12 protein-coding genes and 1 pseudogene are annotated in these 16,643 nt (G+C 73.3%); 8 read left to right on the forward strand and 5 right to left on the reverse strand.

What is annotated here, in order from left to right; all coding sequences use genetic code 11:
- Positions 1-92 precede the first annotated feature (92 nt).
- The 3 genes from AB0G84_RS07900 to AB0G84_RS07910 form a co-directional block, all read right to left on the reverse strand.
- Complete coding sequence (locus AB0G84_RS07900; protein WP_361317106.1) at positions 93-860, reverse strand: VOC family protein; 768 nt, start codon at positions 858-860, stop codon at positions 93-95.
- A gap of 187 nt (positions 861-1,047) precedes the next feature.
- Complete coding sequence (locus AB0G84_RS07905; protein ID WP_361317108.1) at positions 1,048-1,638, reverse strand: TetR family transcriptional regulator; 591 nt, start codon at positions 1,636-1,638, stop codon at positions 1,048-1,050.
- The gene (locus AB0G84_RS07910) at positions 1,635-2,810 is read right to left on the reverse strand and encodes an NAD(P)/FAD-dependent oxidoreductase (RefSeq protein WP_361317110.1); all 1,176 of its coding nucleotides are present in this window, start codon (positions 2,808-2,810) and stop codon (positions 1,635-1,637) included. The genes AB0G84_RS07905 and AB0G84_RS07910 overlap by 4 nt, the downstream gene beginning before the upstream one ends.
- 218 nt (positions 2,811-3,028) lie before the next feature.
- On the opposite strand from AB0G84_RS07910, the gene AB0G84_RS07915 reads away from it, so the two are divergent.
- Together AB0G84_RS07915 and AB0G84_RS07920 are read left to right on the forward strand one after the other, a co-directional pair.
- Positions 3,029-7,264 (forward strand): bifunctional nitrate reductase/sulfite reductase flavoprotein subunit alpha, encoded by a 4,236-nt coding sequence (locus AB0G84_RS07915; protein WP_361317113.1) that lies wholly within the window; start codon positions 3,029-3,031, stop codon positions 7,262-7,264.
- Positions 7,265-7,523: 259 nt separating this feature from the next.
- Positions 7,524-7,709, forward strand: coding sequence for a hypothetical protein (locus AB0G84_RS07920; protein ID WP_361317116.1), 186 nt, complete (start codon positions 7,524-7,526; stop codon positions 7,707-7,709).
- An 18-nt stretch (positions 7,710-7,727) separates the two neighbouring features.
- Here the strand turns inward: AB0G84_RS07920 and AB0G84_RS07925 are convergent.
- Positions 7,728-8,379, reverse strand: a pseudogene (locus AB0G84_RS07925) (endonuclease).
- Positions 8,380-8,595: 216 nt separating this feature from the next.
- Here AB0G84_RS07925 and AB0G84_RS07930 point away from each other — a divergent pair.
- The 5 genes from AB0G84_RS07930 (at position 8,596) to AB0G84_RS07950 (ending at position 13,684) form a co-directional block, all read left to right on the forward strand.
- Positions 8,596-9,621, forward strand: coding sequence for a cation diffusion facilitator family transporter (locus tag AB0G84_RS07930; protein ID WP_361317119.1), 1,026 nt, complete (start codon positions 8,596-8,598; stop codon positions 9,619-9,621).
- Positions 9,622-10,232: 611 nt separating this feature from the next.
- Complete coding sequence (locus AB0G84_RS07935) at positions 10,233-10,637, forward strand: hypothetical protein (RefSeq protein WP_361317122.1); 405 nt, start codon at positions 10,233-10,235, stop codon at positions 10,635-10,637.
- A gap of 17 nt (positions 10,638-10,654) precedes the next feature.
- On the forward strand, positions 10,655-12,055 hold the full coding sequence (locus AB0G84_RS07940; protein WP_361317124.1) for a DUF2252 domain-containing protein: 1,401 nt from the start codon (positions 10,655-10,657) through the stop codon (positions 12,053-12,055).
- Between the two features lie 151 nt (positions 12,056-12,206).
- On the forward strand, positions 12,207-13,346 hold the full coding sequence (locus AB0G84_RS07945; RefSeq protein ID WP_361317127.1) for a Ku protein: 1,140 nt from the start codon (positions 12,207-12,209) through the stop codon (positions 13,344-13,346).
- Positions 13,347-13,456: 110 nt separating this feature from the next.
- Positions 13,457-13,684: a DUF6458 family protein gene (locus AB0G84_RS07950; RefSeq protein ID WP_361317129.1), complete on the forward strand. Its 228-nt coding sequence runs from the start codon at positions 13,457-13,459 to the stop codon at positions 13,682-13,684.
- 51 nt (positions 13,685-13,735) lie between these two features.
- Here the strand turns inward: AB0G84_RS07950 and AB0G84_RS07955 are convergent, their stop codons facing one another.
- Entirely contained in the window at positions 13,736-15,265 is a 1,530-nt protein-coding gene (locus AB0G84_RS07955) for an alpha/beta hydrolase (protein ID WP_361317132.1), read from the reverse strand.
- Between the two features lie 330 nt (positions 15,266-15,595).
- Between AB0G84_RS07955 and AB0G84_RS07960 the strand changes: the two genes are divergently transcribed.
- Positions 15,596-16,639 carry a histone protein gene (locus tag AB0G84_RS07960; protein ID WP_361317134.1) on the forward strand — a complete coding sequence of 348 codons (1,044 nt, stop codon included), beginning with the start codon at positions 15,596-15,598 and terminating at the stop codon, positions 16,637-16,639.
- Positions 16,640-16,643: the final 4 nt, after the last annotated feature.

Consider the following 16,643-nt stretch of genomic DNA (forward strand, 5'->3'; position numbering starts at 1 on the left):
GCGGACAATACGCGCAAACAACCCCAAGAATCGGGTGAAACGACGAACAGGCCGCCGATCGTGTGACCGGCGGCGCACGGTGCGGCCGACACTCAGCCCTCCGTGCCCGCGCGGTGGATGCCGAAAGAAGCCCCCTGCGGATCCCGGAGCACCGCAACCCTCGGTCCGTCGGGGACGTCCGTCGGCGGCACCAGCAGCAGCCCGCCGGACTCGGCGGCCCGGGCCGCGGTCCCGTCGACGTCGGCGACCGCGAAGTACGGCAGCCAGTGCGCCTCGATGTCGTCGGGGTAGAACTCGTCGAGCGCGCTCAGCCCGCCGAAGTCGGCGCCGTCGACGCCCCATTGCGGATAGTCCTCGTGGGCGCCGCCCACCGTCCACCCGAAGACCCCGGTGTAGAAGTGCTTGGCGGCCTCGGCGTCCCGGGTGGCGAGCTCCACCCAGCCGAGCGAGCCCGGCGCGCTGAACAGCCCGGCGCCGGCGAACGAACGGGCCTGCCACACCGAGAAGACGGCCCCCTCCGGATCGGCCAGCAGCGCGAAGCGGCCCGCGTCGAAGACGTCCATCGGCCCCGTCAGCCGTTGCCCGCCGGCCTCGGCGACCGCGGCCGCCAGCGCATCGGCGTCCCGGGTCGCGAACGAGACGGTCCAGGCGGTCCGCTGCCCCGGGGCGTAGCGCGGAGTCAGCGCGGCGACCGGCACGGCGCCCAGGTACGCCATGGTGTAGCCGCCGGCCTCCTCGCGCGGGTCGGTCTCGATGCGCCAGCCGAAGACCTCCCGGTAGAACCCCGCCGCGGCGCTGGCGTCCGAGGTGCCCAGCTCCACCCAGCAGGGCGCGCCGGGGGTGGGCTCAGTGATCTTCACGGTGTTCCACCCCTCTGCGCCGAGCCGGCCGGGCCGCGCTCGTCCCGCGCTGCGTACCGCCGGCCGCTGCCCCTACGCTGCCGATCGTGCGACGGGCGGGAGCGGGCCGCAACCGGAGCGCGGGAGCGGGCCGCAACCGGAGCGCGGGAGCGGGCCGCAACCGGAGCGCGGGCGCGGCCCGGAGGGCTCAGACGTCCAGGTCGGGCCAGCCCTGCCGCAGCCGCACGAAGACCGCGTCCAGCGCGGCGCCGGGGTCGGCGCAGCCGCCGGCCAGCCGCGGGGCGGCCAGCACGAAGTGGGCCAACGACCGCACCGCCACCTCGTCCGCGGCGCCGCCGACCTCCTCGGTCAGCGCCCCGGCCAGCGCCTCCTCATGGCGCAGCCACATCCGGTGGGCGTACTCGGTGAGCGCCGGGGTGCCCTCGACCAGTGCGCGGAACTCCCGGAACCCCGGGGCCTCATGGACACCCACCAGCAGGGCGCGCAGGTGGGTCCGGAGCGCATCCAGGACGGTGGTGCCGTCCGCGCGCTCGCGTACGGCCGCGAGCAGGGCCGCGCGCTGCTCGGCGTCCTGGTCGAACACCAGGGCTTCCTTGCTGGGGAAGTGCTTGAACAGCGTGGTCACCGAGACGTCCGCGGCCTCCGCCACGTCCTTGACGCCGACCTGGTCGTAGCCGCGCTCCAGGAAGAGGCGGAGAGCGGCGTCCGCCAGCGCCTGGCGGGTCCGGGCCTTCTTGCGTTCCCGGCGGCCGGGCGGCGGCTGTTCCACGGCGGTCACGGGCCCTCCTGCCCGGTCCGCTCCGCCTGCTCCGCCATCCGGCGCACATGGCGCAGCGAGCCCTGCGGGGCGTCGGGGGCGATGGCGTTGGCCAGCCCGCGGGCGGCCCCCTCGGCCGCCTCGGCGGAGCGGGGCAGCATGGCCGCCTCGTACGCGCGCAGTGCGGAGTCCCGGCCGTCGTGCCCGGCCAGCGCCTCGGCGAGTTCGGCGCCGTCGAGCATGGCGAGGTTGGCGCCCATGCCGGAGAACGGCGTCATCAGGTGCGCGGCGTCGCCGAGGAGGGTCAGCCCCGGGGTGTGGGTCCAGGTGTGCGGCACCGGCAGGGCGAACAGCGGACGATTGAGGAACCCGCCGTCGTTCTCCCGCAGCAGCGCCAGCAGCCCCTCGTCCCACCCGGCGAAGGTGTCGAGCAGCACCGCCCGCACCGCTTCGGTGTCCGCCATCCGCACTCCGGCATCCAGCGTCCAGTCCTCCGAGCCCCGGAAGGCGGCGTAGCCGCGGATGTGGCCGTTGCTGTTGCGCTGGGCGATCAGCGCCCGGTTGGCGAAGGGAGCCATCATGCTGCCGTCGCCGACCAGGCGGGCGAGCTCCGGGTGGCGGTTGTCGACGTCGTCGAGGCCGAACTCGACGAAGGTGACGCCGGAGTAGTGCGGGGTGGCGTCGGAGAGCAGCGGGCGCACCCGGGACCAGGCGCCATCGGCACCGATGACCAGGTCGAAGGTCTCGGTGTGACCGCCGTCGAACTCGGCCCGGTGGCGGCCGTCGCCGAGCGGGTGCAGGGTGCGCAGGTAGTGGCCCCAGCGGACGGTCTCCGGGGCGAGCGAGCGCAGCAGCAGCCGGCGCAGCTGCCCCCGGTCGATCTCCGGGCGGGCGTGCTCGTCGGGGGCGGGGTGGTGCGCGAAGAGCACGGTGCCGGCGTGGTCGAGCAGCCGCATCTGCTGCCCCTCGGGGCGGGCGAGGGCGGTGAACTCGTCGTGCAGCCCGGCTGCGTGCAGGGCCGCCTGACCCGTCGTCAGATGGAGGTCCAGCGTGCCGCCTTGCGGCCGGGCGTCGGCGGACGCGTCGCGGTCGAAGACGGTGACCGGTACGCCGCGCCGTTGCAGCACGCGGGCACAGGTCAGCCCGCCGGGGCCGGCGCCGATGATCGCGATACGGGGAGGTGTGGGGTTCATGGCAACAGAAAAGCACAGCGACTCAGAAAGTGCAATGACTACACTTTCTAAGTCACTCATTCGGCGAGCGACGCGCGGCGGCCGGACCGACACCTCACGGAGCGCCGCTGGCCGGTGTGTGGGCGCCGTAACGCCTGTTGATCGCTCGATGTGACACCCGGTTAACGGGCGGTTCGTAGGGTCGTTTCCGAGCTTTTCGACCACGAAGGGGACCGTCCGTGACCGCACCGGAACCGCTGGCAGAGGGCCGCACCCAGGTGCGGACGGCGTGCTCGTACTGCGGTGTCGGGTGCGGGATCGTGCTGGACGTGGCGGTGGACGACAACGGGCGGCGCACCGTCCGCTCGGCCTCCGGGGACAAGGCGCACCCGGCCAACGCCGGCCGGCTGTGCACCAAGGGCGCGACCAGCGCGGCGCTGCTCGGCGCGCCCGGACGGCTCTCGCACGCCCTGGTGCGCACCGACCGCGGCGCCGAACCCGCGCCCACCGCGATGGACACCGCCCTGCGGCAGACCGCCCGGCGGCTGCGCGCGGTCGTCGACGAACACGGCCCGGACGCGCTCGCCCTCTACGTCTCCGGGCAGATGTCGCTGGAGGCGCAGTACCTGGCGAACAAGCTGGCCAAGGGCTTTGTGCGCACCCGGCACATCGAGGCCAACTCCCGGCTGTGCATGGCGAGCGCGGCCAGCGGCTACAAGCTGTCGCTGGGGGCGGACGGCCCGCCCGGCTCGTACCAGGACTTCGAGCACGCCGAGGTCTTCCTGCTGATCGGCGCCAACATGGCCGACTGCCACCCGGTGCTCTTCCTGCGGCTGATGGAACGGGTGAAGGCGGGCGCCAAGCTGATCGTGGTCGATCCGCGGCGCACCGCCACCGCGGCCAAGGCGGACCTGTTCCTGCAGATCGCCCCGGGCACGGACCTGGCGCTGCTCAACGGGCTGCTGCACCTGCTGGCCGAGGACGGCCGGCTGGACGAGGACTTCATCGCCGAGCACACCGAGGGGTGGGAGGCGATGCCGGCGTTCCTGCGGGACTATCCGCCCGCGGTGGTCGCCGAGCTCACCGGCATCCCGGAGGCTGACCTCCGCCGGGCCGCCGAGTGGATCGGCGCGGCGGGCTCCTGGATGAGCTGCTGGACGATGGGGCTCAACCAGAGCACCCACGGCACCTGGAACACCAATGCGCTGATCAACCTGCATCTGGCGACCGGGGCCCTGTGCCGTCCGGGCAGCGGACCGTTCTCGCTCACCGGCCAGCCCAATGCGATGGGCGGCCGCGAGGTGGGCTACATGGGGCCGGGGCTGCCCGGGCAGCGCTCGACGCTGGTGGCCGAGGACCGCGCGTTCGTCGAGGAGTTGTGGGGGCTGGCGCCGGGCACGCTGCGGGCGGACGGCGGCGGCAAGGGCACCGTGGAGATGTTCCGGCAGCTGGCCGACGGGGACATCAAGGCGTGCTGGATCATCTGCACCAACCCCGTCGCCTCGGTCGCCAACCGGCGGACCGTCATCGAGGGCCTGGAGGCCGCCGAGTTCGTGGTGGCGCAGGACGTCTTCGCGGAGACCGAGACCAATGCGTACGCCGATGTGGTGCTGCCGGCCGCGATGTGGGCCGAGTCCGAGGGGGTGATGGTCAACTCCGAGCGCACCCTGACCCTGGTGGGGCAGGCCGCCGACCCGCCGGGCGAGGCCTGGCCGGACTGGCGGATCATCGCCCGGATCGCCTGCGAGATGGGGTACGAGGACGCCTTCGGCTACCGCAGCGCGGAGGAGATATTCGAGGAGATCAAGCGCGCCTGGAACCCGCGGACCGGCTATGACCTGCGCGGGGTGTCGTACGAGCGGCTGCGGAGCACCCCCGTGCAGTGGCCCAGCGCGGCACCGGACGGCCCGGACCGCAACCCGGTGCGGTACCTCAACGACGGGGTCAGCCAGCGGGCCGCCGTACGGCCGGACGGCACCCGGCCCCGGCTGGCCTTCCCCACCGACAGCGGGCGTGCGGTGTTCTTCGCCCGGCCGCACCTCCCGGCCGCCGAACTCCCCGACGACGACTACCCGTTCGTGCTCAACACCGGGCGCGTGCAGCACCAGTGGCACACCCTGACCAAGACCGGCAAGGTCACCAAGCTCAACCGGCTCAACCCCGGCCCGTTCGTGGAGATCCACCCCGAGGACGCCGGGGCGCTGGGCGTGGTGGAGGGCGATGCGGTGGAGGTCGCCTCCCGGCGGGGGCGGGCGGTGCTGCCCGCCGTGGTCACCGACCGGGTGCGGCCCGGGAACTGCTTCGCACCGTTCCACTGGAACGACCTGTTCGGGGAGTACTTGAGCGTCAATGCGGTCACCCACGACGCGGTCGATCCGGTCTCCTTCCAGCCCGAGTTCAAGGCGTGCGCGGTGTCGCTGGCCCGGGTGGCGGGCGAGGCGGGGGGCAGCGGCGGCGGGCCGGCGGCGCGGCAGGAGGGTGCGCCGGAATCGGCGGCAGGGGGCGACGGCGGCACGGAGGCGGTGGTGGCGGAGCTGGCCGCGGTGTTCCGGCTCCCCGAGCCGGCACCCCCGGAGCTGGCCGAGCACGAGCGCCGCTATCTGTCCGGCTTCCTCGCCGGACTGCGGTCCGCGCCGGCCGTCGGCACGCCCGTCCTGCCCGCGCAGGCGCCGTTCACCGCGGAGCGCGCGCTGTGGGTCAACGGCGTGCTGGCCGGGATGTTCTCCCGGGTGCCGGCCACCCCGTCGACGGCGGAGCCGGACGGTGCGGGCGGCACCGGCACCGCGGACGGGGCCCCCGCCACGCGCACGGTGCTGGTCCTGTGGGCCTCCCAGACCGGCAACGCCGAGGAGGTCGCCGCGGACACGGCCCGGCGGCTGAAGGGCAGCGGGCGGGAGGCGACGCTGCTGAGCATGGCCGACAGCGCACCCGCCGCGCTGCCGCGCACCGCCGACCTGCTCCTCGTCACCAGCACCTTCGGCGACGGCGACGCCCCCGACAACGGCTCGGGGTTCTGGGAGACGCTCAACGCCCCGGACACCCCCCGACTGGACGGGGTGCGCTACTCGGTCCTGGCGCTGGGCGACTCCTCGTACGACGACTTCTGCGGCCACGGCCGGCGGCTCGACGCCCGGCTGGCCGAGCTAGGCGCGGTGCGGCTGGCGCCGCGCACCGACTGCGAGCCGGACTACGAGCAGCCGGCCGGGCAGTGGCTGGAGCAGGTGCTGGGCGCCCTGGACGGTGCGGCCGAGCCGGACGGCGAGGCACCGGACACCGCCGGTCCGGCCCCGGCCGCCCCCGCCCCGGAGTCCGCCGCTCCGGCGCCCGCCGCCCCGCGTCCGGCCCGCCCCTCCAAGGCCGCCCCGGCCACCGCCCGCCTCGTCGGCAACCAGCTGCTGAGCCGGGCCGGCGCCACCAAGGAGGTGCGCAGGTTCACCTTCGACACCCAGGACGCCGAGGGCGGCCCCCTGGAGTACGCGGCGGGCGACGCCCTCGGGGTGCAGCCGGTCAACTGCCCGGACCTGGTCGAGGAGTGGCTGTCCGTCACCGGCCTCGACCCCGCCGCGGCCGTGTGCCTCCCGAGCCTGGACGAGGTGCCGCTCGGCGAGGCGCTCCACCGCCACCTGGACCTCACCCGGATCACCCCGGCCCTGCTCCGGCTGCTCGCCGAGCGCACCGGTGACCGGGTGCTCAAGAAGCTGTTGCGCCCGGGTAACCAGGGCGAGTTCGCCCAGTGGGCCTGGGGCCGGCAGGCCGTCGACGTGCTCGCCGAACACCCGGTCCGGGCCGGTGCGCAGGAGTGGGCCGAGGTCCTCAAACGGCTGCAGCCGCGGCTGTACTCCATCTCGTCGAGCCCGCTGACCGACCCCGGGCGGATCGACCTGACGGTCTCCGTCGTCCGGTTCGAGAACCGGCACGGCCGGCCGCGCAAGGGCGTCGCCTCGACGTTCCTGGCCGACGCCGGGCCCGACCTCGCGGTGCCGGTGTTCGTACAGCGCTCCGCGCACTTCCGGCCCCCGGCCGATCCGGCCACGCCGATGGTGATGGTGGGGCCCGGCACCGGCGTCGCGCCCTTCCTCGGCTTTCTCGACGAGCGCCGGGCCCGCGGCCACCGCGCCCCCAACTGGCTGTTCTTCGGCGAACAGCGGCGCACCACCGACTTCTACTACGAGGACGAGCTCGGCCGGCTGCACCGGGACGGGCTGCTGACCCGGCTGGACACCGCCTTCTCCCGCGACCAGCGCGCCAAGGTCTACGTCCAGGACCGGATGCGGGAACACGGCGCCCAGCTGTGGTCCTGGCTGGCGGACGGCGCCCACTTCTACGTGTGCGGCGATGCCTCCCGGATGGCCAAGGACGTCGACCGTGCGCTGCGGGAGATCGCGGTCGACCACGGCGGGCTGACTGAGGACGCCGCCGCCGGATACGTTAAACAGCTCATGGCCGACCGGCGCTACGTGCGCGATGTGTACTGAGGACCGGCCGCCCCTCCGGGCTCGCCGGGCCGCGCTCACAGCAGGACCAACGAGCCTTCTAAGAAGGGCCGTTGACGCAGACCGTCGTTGCGCCGTTGCCCGGCACCGCTGTCCACGTCGGGGCGCAGGCGCGCGGTGAACCGGGCCCGGCGCGGTGAACCGGGCCCACGCCGGTTCGCCCACGAAGCCGGCCCCGCTCTTTCCGTCAAGGGGCCGACCGCGGGCAGGGGACGCACGATGGAGAGGAAGGAGGGCCGCCATGACCGTGCTGACCACCGAACCCCCGCCCGACGGTCCGGGCACCGTGCCGAGCGACCCCGAGCCTTTGCCCCGCGACCCCGTCCCGGCCGAGCCGGAGCCCGAGCCGGACGAGCCGGGCCCGGCCCCCGCGGAGCCACCCGGCGCGGAACCGGACGAGCACCCGTCCCCGGAGCCGCCCGACTGAAACCGGGCGGCACCGGCCTCAGCCGGGCGCCGCCCGCCGTACCTCGTCCACGACCGACGCCTCCAGCGCCGCGCGCACCAGCGCCGAGGCGAAGGCCGCGAGGTCGTCCTCCGCCACCAGCCGCGCCAGCCTCCCCCGGCAGCCCGAGCCGTTCGGCGCCCTGCACGGCCTTGGCGTCGAGGTACGGCGCGAACTCGGGCCATACGCCCTGCACCTCGCGCAGGAAGATGCTCGCGCCGGCCGGACCGATGCCCGGCACCCGGCGCAGCGCGCCGCACAGCGCGCCGGCGTCGCCGTCCGCCGCGTCCCGCATCCGCCGCAGATCGCCGCCGTAGGTGTCCAGCAGCAGCCGGGCGCCGTCCCCGAGCTGAGTGGCGGTGCGCTCGTCGTAGCGCCGGTAGCCGCCCTCGCCGAGGGCGTCGACCCGTTGCTGCCAGGCCGCGTCCGCCATCCGCCGTGGGGTGCGCAGACCCGCCGCGAACAGGGCGCGCGCCGCCGCCACGGCCACCGACGCCCGGATCCGCGCGCTCAGCAGCCCGGCCAGCACCAGCGTCTGGTAGAGCGGCTGTGGGGTGTTCCCCGGACGGATCCCGGCCTGGGCGGCATAGGTGGTGCCGTACCGCTCCAGGAGCGTACGGGCCACGGCCCGCGGTCCGCCCCCGGCGTTCACCGGGCGCCTCCGGGCGGGCACTGCGCACCTCTGGGGGGACTGCCGGTCATGTCTCGCCCTCCGTCCTCTCACCGTTCCGCTTCGCCCGGCACACTCCCCGGTCCGCGGGCCGGAAAACGGCCGGTTGCGCCATGAGGCGCAACGACGGCGGGGGTGCGCGCCCCGGCCCCGGCGGCTACGCTCACCGCGGCCGGCCACCGACCCGGGAGGCGACGCTTGACGGACGACCAGAAGCGCGGGGCGGACGCCAGGACCACGGTGACGGTTTTCGTGGCGCTCGGCGCCAACCTGGTGATCGCGCTGGCCAAGCTGGTCGGCGGGCTGTTCGCGCACTCACCGGCGCTGCTCTCGGAGGCCGCGCACTCGGTCGCCGACAGCCTCAACGAGCTGTTCCTGCTCGCCTCGCTCAAGCGCAGCAAGCGGGCCCCGGACGACCGGCACCCCTTCGGCTACGGCAAGGAGCGGTACTTCTGGTCCCTGCTCGCCGCCGTCGGCATCTTCGTCATGGGAGGCTGCTTCTCCTTCTTCCAGGGCATCGAGGCGCTCCGCTCGGGCAGTTCGGAGACCCGTACGGGCTATCTGGTCGGACTCGTGGTGCTCGCCGTGGCGCTGGTCGCCGAGGGCTCCTCGCTGGTCCGCGCCCTGGTGCAGGTGCACGGCCAGGCCCGGGCGGCCGGCCGCGGGATGCTGGCGACGATCCGCACCGCCGACGATCCGGCGCTGCGGACGGTGCTGGCCGAGGACGCCACCGCCTGCTTCGGTGTGCTGGTGGCCATGGCCGGCATGGGACTGCACCTGGTCACCGGCGAGGTGCAGTGGGAGGCCTGGGCGTCGCTGCTCATCGGCGCGCTGCTGATGTACGTCGCGTACCAGCTGGCCAAGGAGTCCCGCGGGGCGCTCATCGGCGAGGCCGCGGACCCGGCACTGCGCCAGGAGCTGCACCGGTTCCTGGACGAGCAGCCGGAGATCGATGCGGTGACCCGTCTGCTGACGATGCGGCTGGGCCCCCGCTCGACACTGGTCGCGGCCCGTATCGACCTGGTCGGCGGCATGGACAGCGAGCGGGTCGAGGAGGTGCTGGTGCGGATCAAGCGGACGATGACCGACACCTGGCCCAGCGCCGAGCCGATCTTCCTGGACGTCACCAACGCCTCGCCGGCCGACCGGGAGCGGGCCCGCCGGGAGCGCCGGCACCTGGAGGAGCGGGCCGGGCGCGGTCGGGAACCTGGGCAGGACGACTGACCGGGCGCACTCGGCCCGCCACGCCCCCGGTCCGGGCCCGGAGCGGGTACCTACGCATTCCGAGCAATTCACGCCCGGTGCGTCGCATGGGCCGCACCGGAACGGCAAGGAGACCCCGCATGCGACAGCGAGCCACCGCCCGCCTCGGGCACACCCCACGTGACCCTGCGCCACCGACCCCGGGCCCGGCCCCCGGCCCCCCTGGCCCCACGCCCGGTCCGGTACCCGGCCCGGTCCCCGCACCCGGCCCCGATCCGGTACCCCCCGGGCCGCCGCGCCCCGAACCGGATCCGGTCCCGCCGAACCCGGCGCCCCCGACGCCCGGGCCGCAGCCGGGGCCCGCGCCCGATCCGGTGCCGCTGCCGGGCACTGCCGCAGGGGGTCGTAGGGCCGCGGCGTGACGAGGCGTCCGGTGGCACGGGAGGCCCGGATTCGGTGGCGCCTCCCCCACCGGACGCCGGTGCGCCCCCGCCCGTACCGGCCCACCGCGCGTCGTGGAGCCCGGGCCGCCCTGACATGCGGATGACGGGTGCATGTGGAAACGTGGAGCCAGGGCATGGCCACCGGACTGATCGTTCCGGCGGCCAGGTTTCTCAAGTGAGGAGTGACCCATGGCCCCTCAGAAAGAGAACACCGTTGGCGGGTGGACCGCATTCGCCGGAGTTCTGATGATCTTCGGCGGCGCGATGGCCCTCCTGGAGGGCATCTCCGCCCTCGCCAAGGACAACATCATCGTCACGACGCGCAACTACGTCTTCTCCTTCAACCTCACGGGCTGGGGATGGATCCATCTCATCCTGGGCATCGTGATCCTCCTCGCAGGTGTCGCGCTGCTCGCCAGCGGGGCCATGTGGGCACGCATCGTCGGTGTCGCGCTCGCCGGTCTCGGTGCGCTCGCGAACTTCCTGTGGATCCCCTACTACCCGTTCTGGGCCATCGTGCTGATCGCCATCGACATCTTCATCATCTGGGCGCTGTGCGCGGGCGATCACCGACACCGCAACGCGGTGGCCTGACACCACCGGACCCTGCCATGGCCTCGGACGACGCGGTCGCCACCGCGCAGGAGCGAGCGGAACGGGGCAGGGCACTTCGCGCCGAGGTGCCCCGCTCCGCCCACGAGCAGTACGCGCCCACGGACGCCCGCGCCGACCCGGTGGACATCCTGGAAGCCCAGTCGGCGCGCCGCGTACCGGAGTTGATACCGATCCGCTACGGCCGGATGCTGGAGTCGCCGTTCCGCTTCTACCGCGGCGCGGCCGCCATCATGGCCGCCGACCTGGCCACCACCCCGGCCACGGGGCTGACGGCCCAACTGTGCGGGGACGCCCATCTGCTGAACTTCCGGCTGCTGGCCTCCCCCGAACGTCATCTGATGTTCGACCTCAACGACTTCGACGAGACGCTGCCCGGCCCCTGGGAGTGGGACGTCAAACGGCTGGCGGCCAGCCTCGCCATCGCCGGCCGGGCCAACGGCCTCGCCCCGAAGGTGCGGGCGGGCATCGTCCGGGCCGCCGTCTGCGCGTACCGCACGCGGATGCAGCGGTACGCGCAGATGCGCACCCTGGAGGTCTGGTACGCGCACGCCGATATGGCCGACGTCCAGGCCGAGGAGGCGGACGCGCTGGGCCGCGACGGCCGGGCCCAGCTCGAGCGGGCCGTGAAACAGGCCCGCACCCGCGACACCCTGCAGGCGTTTCGCAAGCTGACCGAGGTGCGCGACGGCCAGGTGCGGTTCGCGCCCGATCCCCCGCTGATCGTGCCGCTGGGCGACCTGATGCCGGACCCCGAACGCGAGCAGTTGGCCGGCCAGCTGCGCGACCTGGTCGAGGGCTACGGCACCAGCCTGCGCTCGGACCACCGCAGCCTACTGTCCCAGTACCGGGTGGTCGACATGGCCCGCAAGGTCGTAGGGGTCGGCAGTGTGGGCACCCGCTGCTGGATCGCGCTGCTGCTCGGCAAGGACACCGACGATCCGCTGCTGCTGCAGGCCAAGGAGGCCGATGAGTCGGCGCTCGCCCCGTACGCCGGACCGGGCCCGCACGCCAACCAGGGCGAACGGGTGGTCACCGGGCAGCGGTTGATGCAGGCGGCCAGCGATATCTTCCTGGGCTGGGACCGGACGACCGGCATCGACGGGCAGCAACGCGACTTCTACGTACGCCAGTTGCGCGACTGGAAGGGCATCGCCCGGCCCGAGAACATGACGCCCGCGATGCTCCAGCGGTTCGCGGCGCTCTGCGGGGCCACCCTGGCCCGGGCGCACGCCCGCTCCGGGGATCGGTTCGCGATCGCCGGCTACCTGGGCAGGCGCGAGGTCTTCGACGAGGCGCTGGCGCGGTTCGCGGAGCGCTACGCGGACCAGAACGAGCGCGATCACCAGGCGCTGGCCGAGGCGGCCCGGGCCGAACGGGTCACCGCCCGGGCCGAGTGAACGGCGTCCCCGGCCGCCGAGGGCCCGGGCCGGGGCCGCCCCCGCCACCCGACCCGGTCCATCGCGCTACTCCGCCCGGTCCCTCCCGGGATGTACGGTTCCTCCGCCCCGCCTAGCATGGAGCCGAACGGCAGCGACGAAGGCGGCCCCCATGCGCCCCACGGCGAAGTTCAGCATCAGCTTCGGCCTGGTCACCATCCCGGTCGCCGCGTACAACGCCACGGACAGCGCGGCGTCGGTCAGCTTCGTCCGCATCCACACGGCGGACGGCGGGCGGGTGCGCAATCAGCCGGTGTGCTCCCACGAGGGCGTCGAGGTCACCCAGGACGAGATCGGGCGCGGCTACCGCCCCGGCGACGGGGACACCGTCGTCCCGCTGAGCGACGCGGACCTGGAGGCGCTACCGCTGCCCACCGCCAAGACGCTGACGATCCTGGCCTTCGTGGCCGGCGGCGACATCGACCCGCTGCAGATCGGCAAGGGCTACTACCTGGGCGTCGACAGCCCCGCCGCGGCCAAGCCGTACGTCCTGCTGCGGGACGCCATGGAGCGGCATCAACGGGTCGGGCTAGGCAAGATCGCGCTGCACGGCCGGGAGACGCTGGCCATGATCCGCCCGATGGCGGGGGCGCTGGTGATGCAGGTGCTGCTGTGGCCGCACCAGATCCGCCCGATGGACGGGGTGCTGCCCGAGCGGCAGGTGGAGGTGCACGCCAACGAGGTGGCGGCCGCCGAGACGCTGATGGACTCCTTCGGCGAGCTGTCCGAGGACGATGTGCACGACCACTACCGGGAGGCGCTGGAAGAGATCGTCGCGGCCAAGCTCGCGCACCGCGAGCCGGAGTTCGCCACTGGCGAGGAGCAGCCCACCGGCCAGGTCATGGACCTGATGGCGGCCCTGCAGGACAGTGTGCGGGCCGCGAAGCGGTCGCGCGGCGAGGACGACGCCGAGGCTGGGAGTCCGGCGGCGGGACGGGCGGGCACACAGCAGCGAACGGCGAAGCGGACCACCACGAAGTCCGCCACAAAAACGACCAGCAAGACCGTGGCGAAGGCCCCTGCGAAGGCCCCTGCGAAGGCGTCGAAGACCGCGGCGAAGTCCGGTGCGCAGAAGGCCGGTACGGCGAAGACCTCCACCGCCAAGGCCGCCACCGCCAAGGCCTCCTCGGCGAAGGGCACCACCCAGAAGACCGCCGCGCAGAAGTCCGCCGCCCAGAAGAAGACCGCCGCCCAGAAGAAGACCGCCGGCCAGAAGAAGACCGCCGGCCGCGGCGGCCGACGGGCCGGCTGAGTCCCGGCACCGGCAGGAGCCAGGCATCAGCGTCGACATATGCCGTCCGTCCCCGGGTACGCGACAGTCCACAGTCCTTGTCCACCAACCCGGTTACGGAGGCTCACACCATGGGTATCGGCGGGTGCATCGGCCTGATCGCGGTGGGGGCGATCCTCACGTTCGCGACCGACTGGCACATGGCCGGGGTCAACCTGGACCTCGTGGGCATCATCATGATGATCGTCGGCATCATCGGTCTGGCGACGTACGTCAGCATCCTCAAGCGGCGGCGCACCCAGCCGCCGGCTCCCGGCGCACCGGTGGTCGACGTCGAGGAGAGCCGCTACTACCGGTAGCCCTCTCTCGGCAGCCCTCCCCCATCGGTTGTCCTCCCCTGCCGGTGGCCCTCAGCCGCACGAGGTGTTCGGCTTCGGCAGCACACCGTCCAGGAGGAAGCCGTCGACATACCGCTGAACGCAGCTGTCACCGGTGGTGTACGCGGCGTGCCCCTCTCCGCGGTAGGTCAGCACCACACTGTCGTTGTCCAGCTCCCGCGCCATGTGGAAGGCGCCCTCGTACGGCGTCGCCGGGTCGTTGGTGGTCGCGACGAGCAGCATGGGCGGCGCGCCGGGGGCCGAGACGTCCCGGGAGGAGTCGTCGCCGGCGACCGGCCAGGCGTAGCAGTCCAGCAGGGTCGGGGCGATGTCCGGGCCGAACAGCGGGGAGGCCCGGGTGAGTTCCCGCTCCGCGCGGGGGTAGTCCGCCGCGCCGTAGCGCTCCGAGGTGTCCCGGCAGGAGATCGCCCGCAGCGCCAACTGGTCCTGCGGCGGCAGCTCGTCCTGACCGACGTGCCGCGCCGGCACCCGCCCGCCGCCGGCCCGGTCGGAGCCGGCCCGGTCACCGCCGGCGCTGCTCAGCCGGAGGATTCCGGCGGCGTCACCGCGCCGTAGCTGCGCCAGGGCCTGTTGCAACTGCGGCCAGTCGCTCCTGCTGTACAGCGCCTCCCGCAGCGCATAGACATACGTCGTCTCGTCCACCGTCTCCCCCTTCACCTTCATCGGCGCATCGCTCAACTTCCGGTACCAGCTCTGTAGTTGCTCCTGGGCACGCGCCTGGTCGATGCCCAGGGGGCAGCCCGCGGTGCGGAGGCAGTCGGTGGTGAAGTCGTCCAGCGCCCGCTGGAATCCGTGGGCCTGTGCCACCGCGGTCTGCCAGGCGTTCTTGGTCGGGTCCTCGACGCTGTCCAGCACCATCCGGCCCGCCTTGCCCGGGAATTCATGGGCGTAGACGGCGCCGAGCTTGGTGCCGTACGAGAACCCGAGGTAGTTGAGCTTGTCGTCGTGGACCGCGGCGCGCAGCACGTCCATGTCCCGTGCGGCATCGGGCGTGCCGACCCACCGCAACAGCCCGCCTGAGTACCGTCCGCAGGCCTCGTTGATGCGCTTCTCCTTCGCGGCGAGGCTGTCGGTGCCGTTGGCGGGGGGCGGTGCCATCTTGCTGCCGCAGGAGACCGGTTCGCTGTGTCCGGTGCCGCGCGGGTCGAAGCTGACGAGGTCGTAGCGCTGTCCCAGCCGGGCGAAGGCGCTGCCGTTGTCGATCAGGTAGTTGACGCCGGAGGCACCCGGCCCTCCCGGATTGATGACCAACGAGCCGAGCCGCTCCCCCGGGCCGGTGGCCCGCAGCCGGGTCAGCTGCACCTGCAGCGTGCCGTCCCCGGGATGGGCATAGTCACGTGGCACGTTCAGTCGGGCACACTCCAGCCCGCCCGCAGCACCGGGCGGCGGTGTGGTCTGGGGGCTCGGGGACGCGCTTCCCTGCACATCGGGTCCGCACGGTTCCCAGGAGAGCTGCTGTTGGTAGAAGGGCGTCAGGTCCGGGTCATCGACGGCCGTGGCGGCCGGAGTTCCCCCGAAGAGGCACAGCAGCGCGGTCACCACGACCGCCGCCGCCCAGCCGACCGGCGCCCCGCGCCGGCGAACACACCGCGCTCCCCCTACTCCCACACGAGACGGTGCACGGCGTGTTCCCGGCATATACCGAGCCTAGGTCCGTCACTCCGCTTCCGCACACCTGTATCGGGCGCCCCCGCATGGCCTGCGGGGGGGGGCGCCAAGCGGGGTTTCCCCTTGCCCAGGGGCGACGCCCATCCGTACGGCGCGGCGGAGCGGATCCCCACGTTCGGCCCGCTCGGGATGCGCGGGTGCGCACACGAATCACCCTTGAGGTATGGGGCCGATCGGCAGCTGCCCGGAAAGGGTGACGCATCCATGAACGCGACAACCAAGCTCATGCTGGCCGCCGCACTGGCAGGAGGGTACGTACTGGGCCGTACGAAGAAGGGCCGGCTCGCTCTCACGGCGGCGTCGTACCTGGCCGGCCGGCAGCTCGGGCTGGAGCCGCGTCAGCTGGTGGCCGAGGGGATGCGCCGGCTCGGGGAGATCCCCCAGGTCGCCGAGCTGGGTGAGCAGCTGCGCGGGGAGGTCATGGACGCCGGTCGGAAGGCCGTCACGGCCGCCGCCAACCGCCGCCTCGCCGATCTCGCCGACACCCTCCACGACCGTACCCGCGCCCTCGAAAGCGGAGTGCCGCTCGGAGCGGAAGAGGAAGAAGAAGAGGAAGAGGCGGAGTACGAGGAAGAGGGCGCGCCGGAGGAGGAGTACGAGGAGGGCGAAGAGTACGAGGAAGAGGAGCCCGAGGAGGAGTACGAGGGCGAGGAGTACGAAGGCGGGGAGTACGAGGAAGAGGAAGAGCCGGAGGAAGAGGAGCCGGAGGAAGAACCGGAGGAGCTGCCCCGCCGCCGGGCGCCCCGCCGTACGGAACGGGAGGGCCGGGCGAAGGGGGCGGCGGGCCGCAGGGCCGCGGGCGGGAAGCGCAGGAGGCGTACGGAGCGGCCGGAGAAGCCGGAGAAGCCGGAGCAGGCCGCCGGGAAGAAGGCCGCTGCGAAACGTCCCGCGAAGAAGGCCACGGCCAAGAAGGCTCCGGGCAAGAAGACCCCGGGCAAGAAGGCGGCTCCCGCGGAGAAGACACCGGGCAAGAAGACCGCGGCGAAGAAGGCGCCGGCCAAGAAGGCAGCGACCAAGAAGGCGGCGGCGAAGAAGACCGCCGCAAAGAAGACCGCCCCGTCGGCGGCGAAGAAGAGCACCCGTCCCGCCGCGCAGAAGACCGCCAAGAAGGCCGCCAAGAAGGCCACCAAGAAGAGCGCCGAGAAAACCAGCAAGAAGACCAGCAAGAAATCCAGCAAGCAGCCCGCCACGAAGTCCGCGCAGAAGACGGCCAAGAAGACGTCGTCCCGCGGCACGAGCCGAAGGTGACCGG

The sequence above is a fragment of the Streptomyces sp. NPDC020742 genome, assembly GCF_040641675.1.
Lineage (GTDB): Bacteria > Actinomycetota > Actinomycetes > Streptomycetales > Streptomycetaceae > Streptomyces.

What these genes read in the sequence shown, in the direction of transcription:
- AB0G84_RS07935 (WP_361317122.1), top strand. Translation starts at nt 10,233, where the DNA reads ATGGCCCCTCAGAAAGAGAACACCGTTGGCGGGTGGACCGCATTCGCC.
- AB0G84_RS07960 (WP_361317134.1), top strand. Translation starts at nt 15,596, where the DNA reads ATGAACGCGACAACCAAGCTCATGCTGGCCGCCGCACTGGCAGGAGGG.
- AB0G84_RS07945 (WP_361317127.1), top strand. Translation starts at nt 12,207, where the DNA reads ATGCGCCCCACGGCGAAGTTCAGCATCAGCTTCGGCCTGGTCACCATC.
- AB0G84_RS07920 (WP_361317116.1), top strand. Translation starts at nt 7,524, where the DNA reads ATGACCGTGCTGACCACCGAACCCCCGCCCGACGGTCCGGGCACCGTG.
- AB0G84_RS07950 (WP_361317129.1), top strand. Translation starts at nt 13,457, where the DNA reads ATGGGTATCGGCGGGTGCATCGGCCTGATCGCGGTGGGGGCGATCCTC.
- AB0G84_RS07940 (WP_361317124.1), top strand. Translation starts at nt 10,655, where the DNA reads ATGGCCTCGGACGACGCGGTCGCCACCGCGCAGGAGCGAGCGGAACGG.
- AB0G84_RS07910 (WP_361317110.1), bottom strand. Translation starts at nt 2,810, where the DNA reads ATGAACCCCACACCTCCCCGTATCGCGATCATCGGCGCCGGCCCCGGC.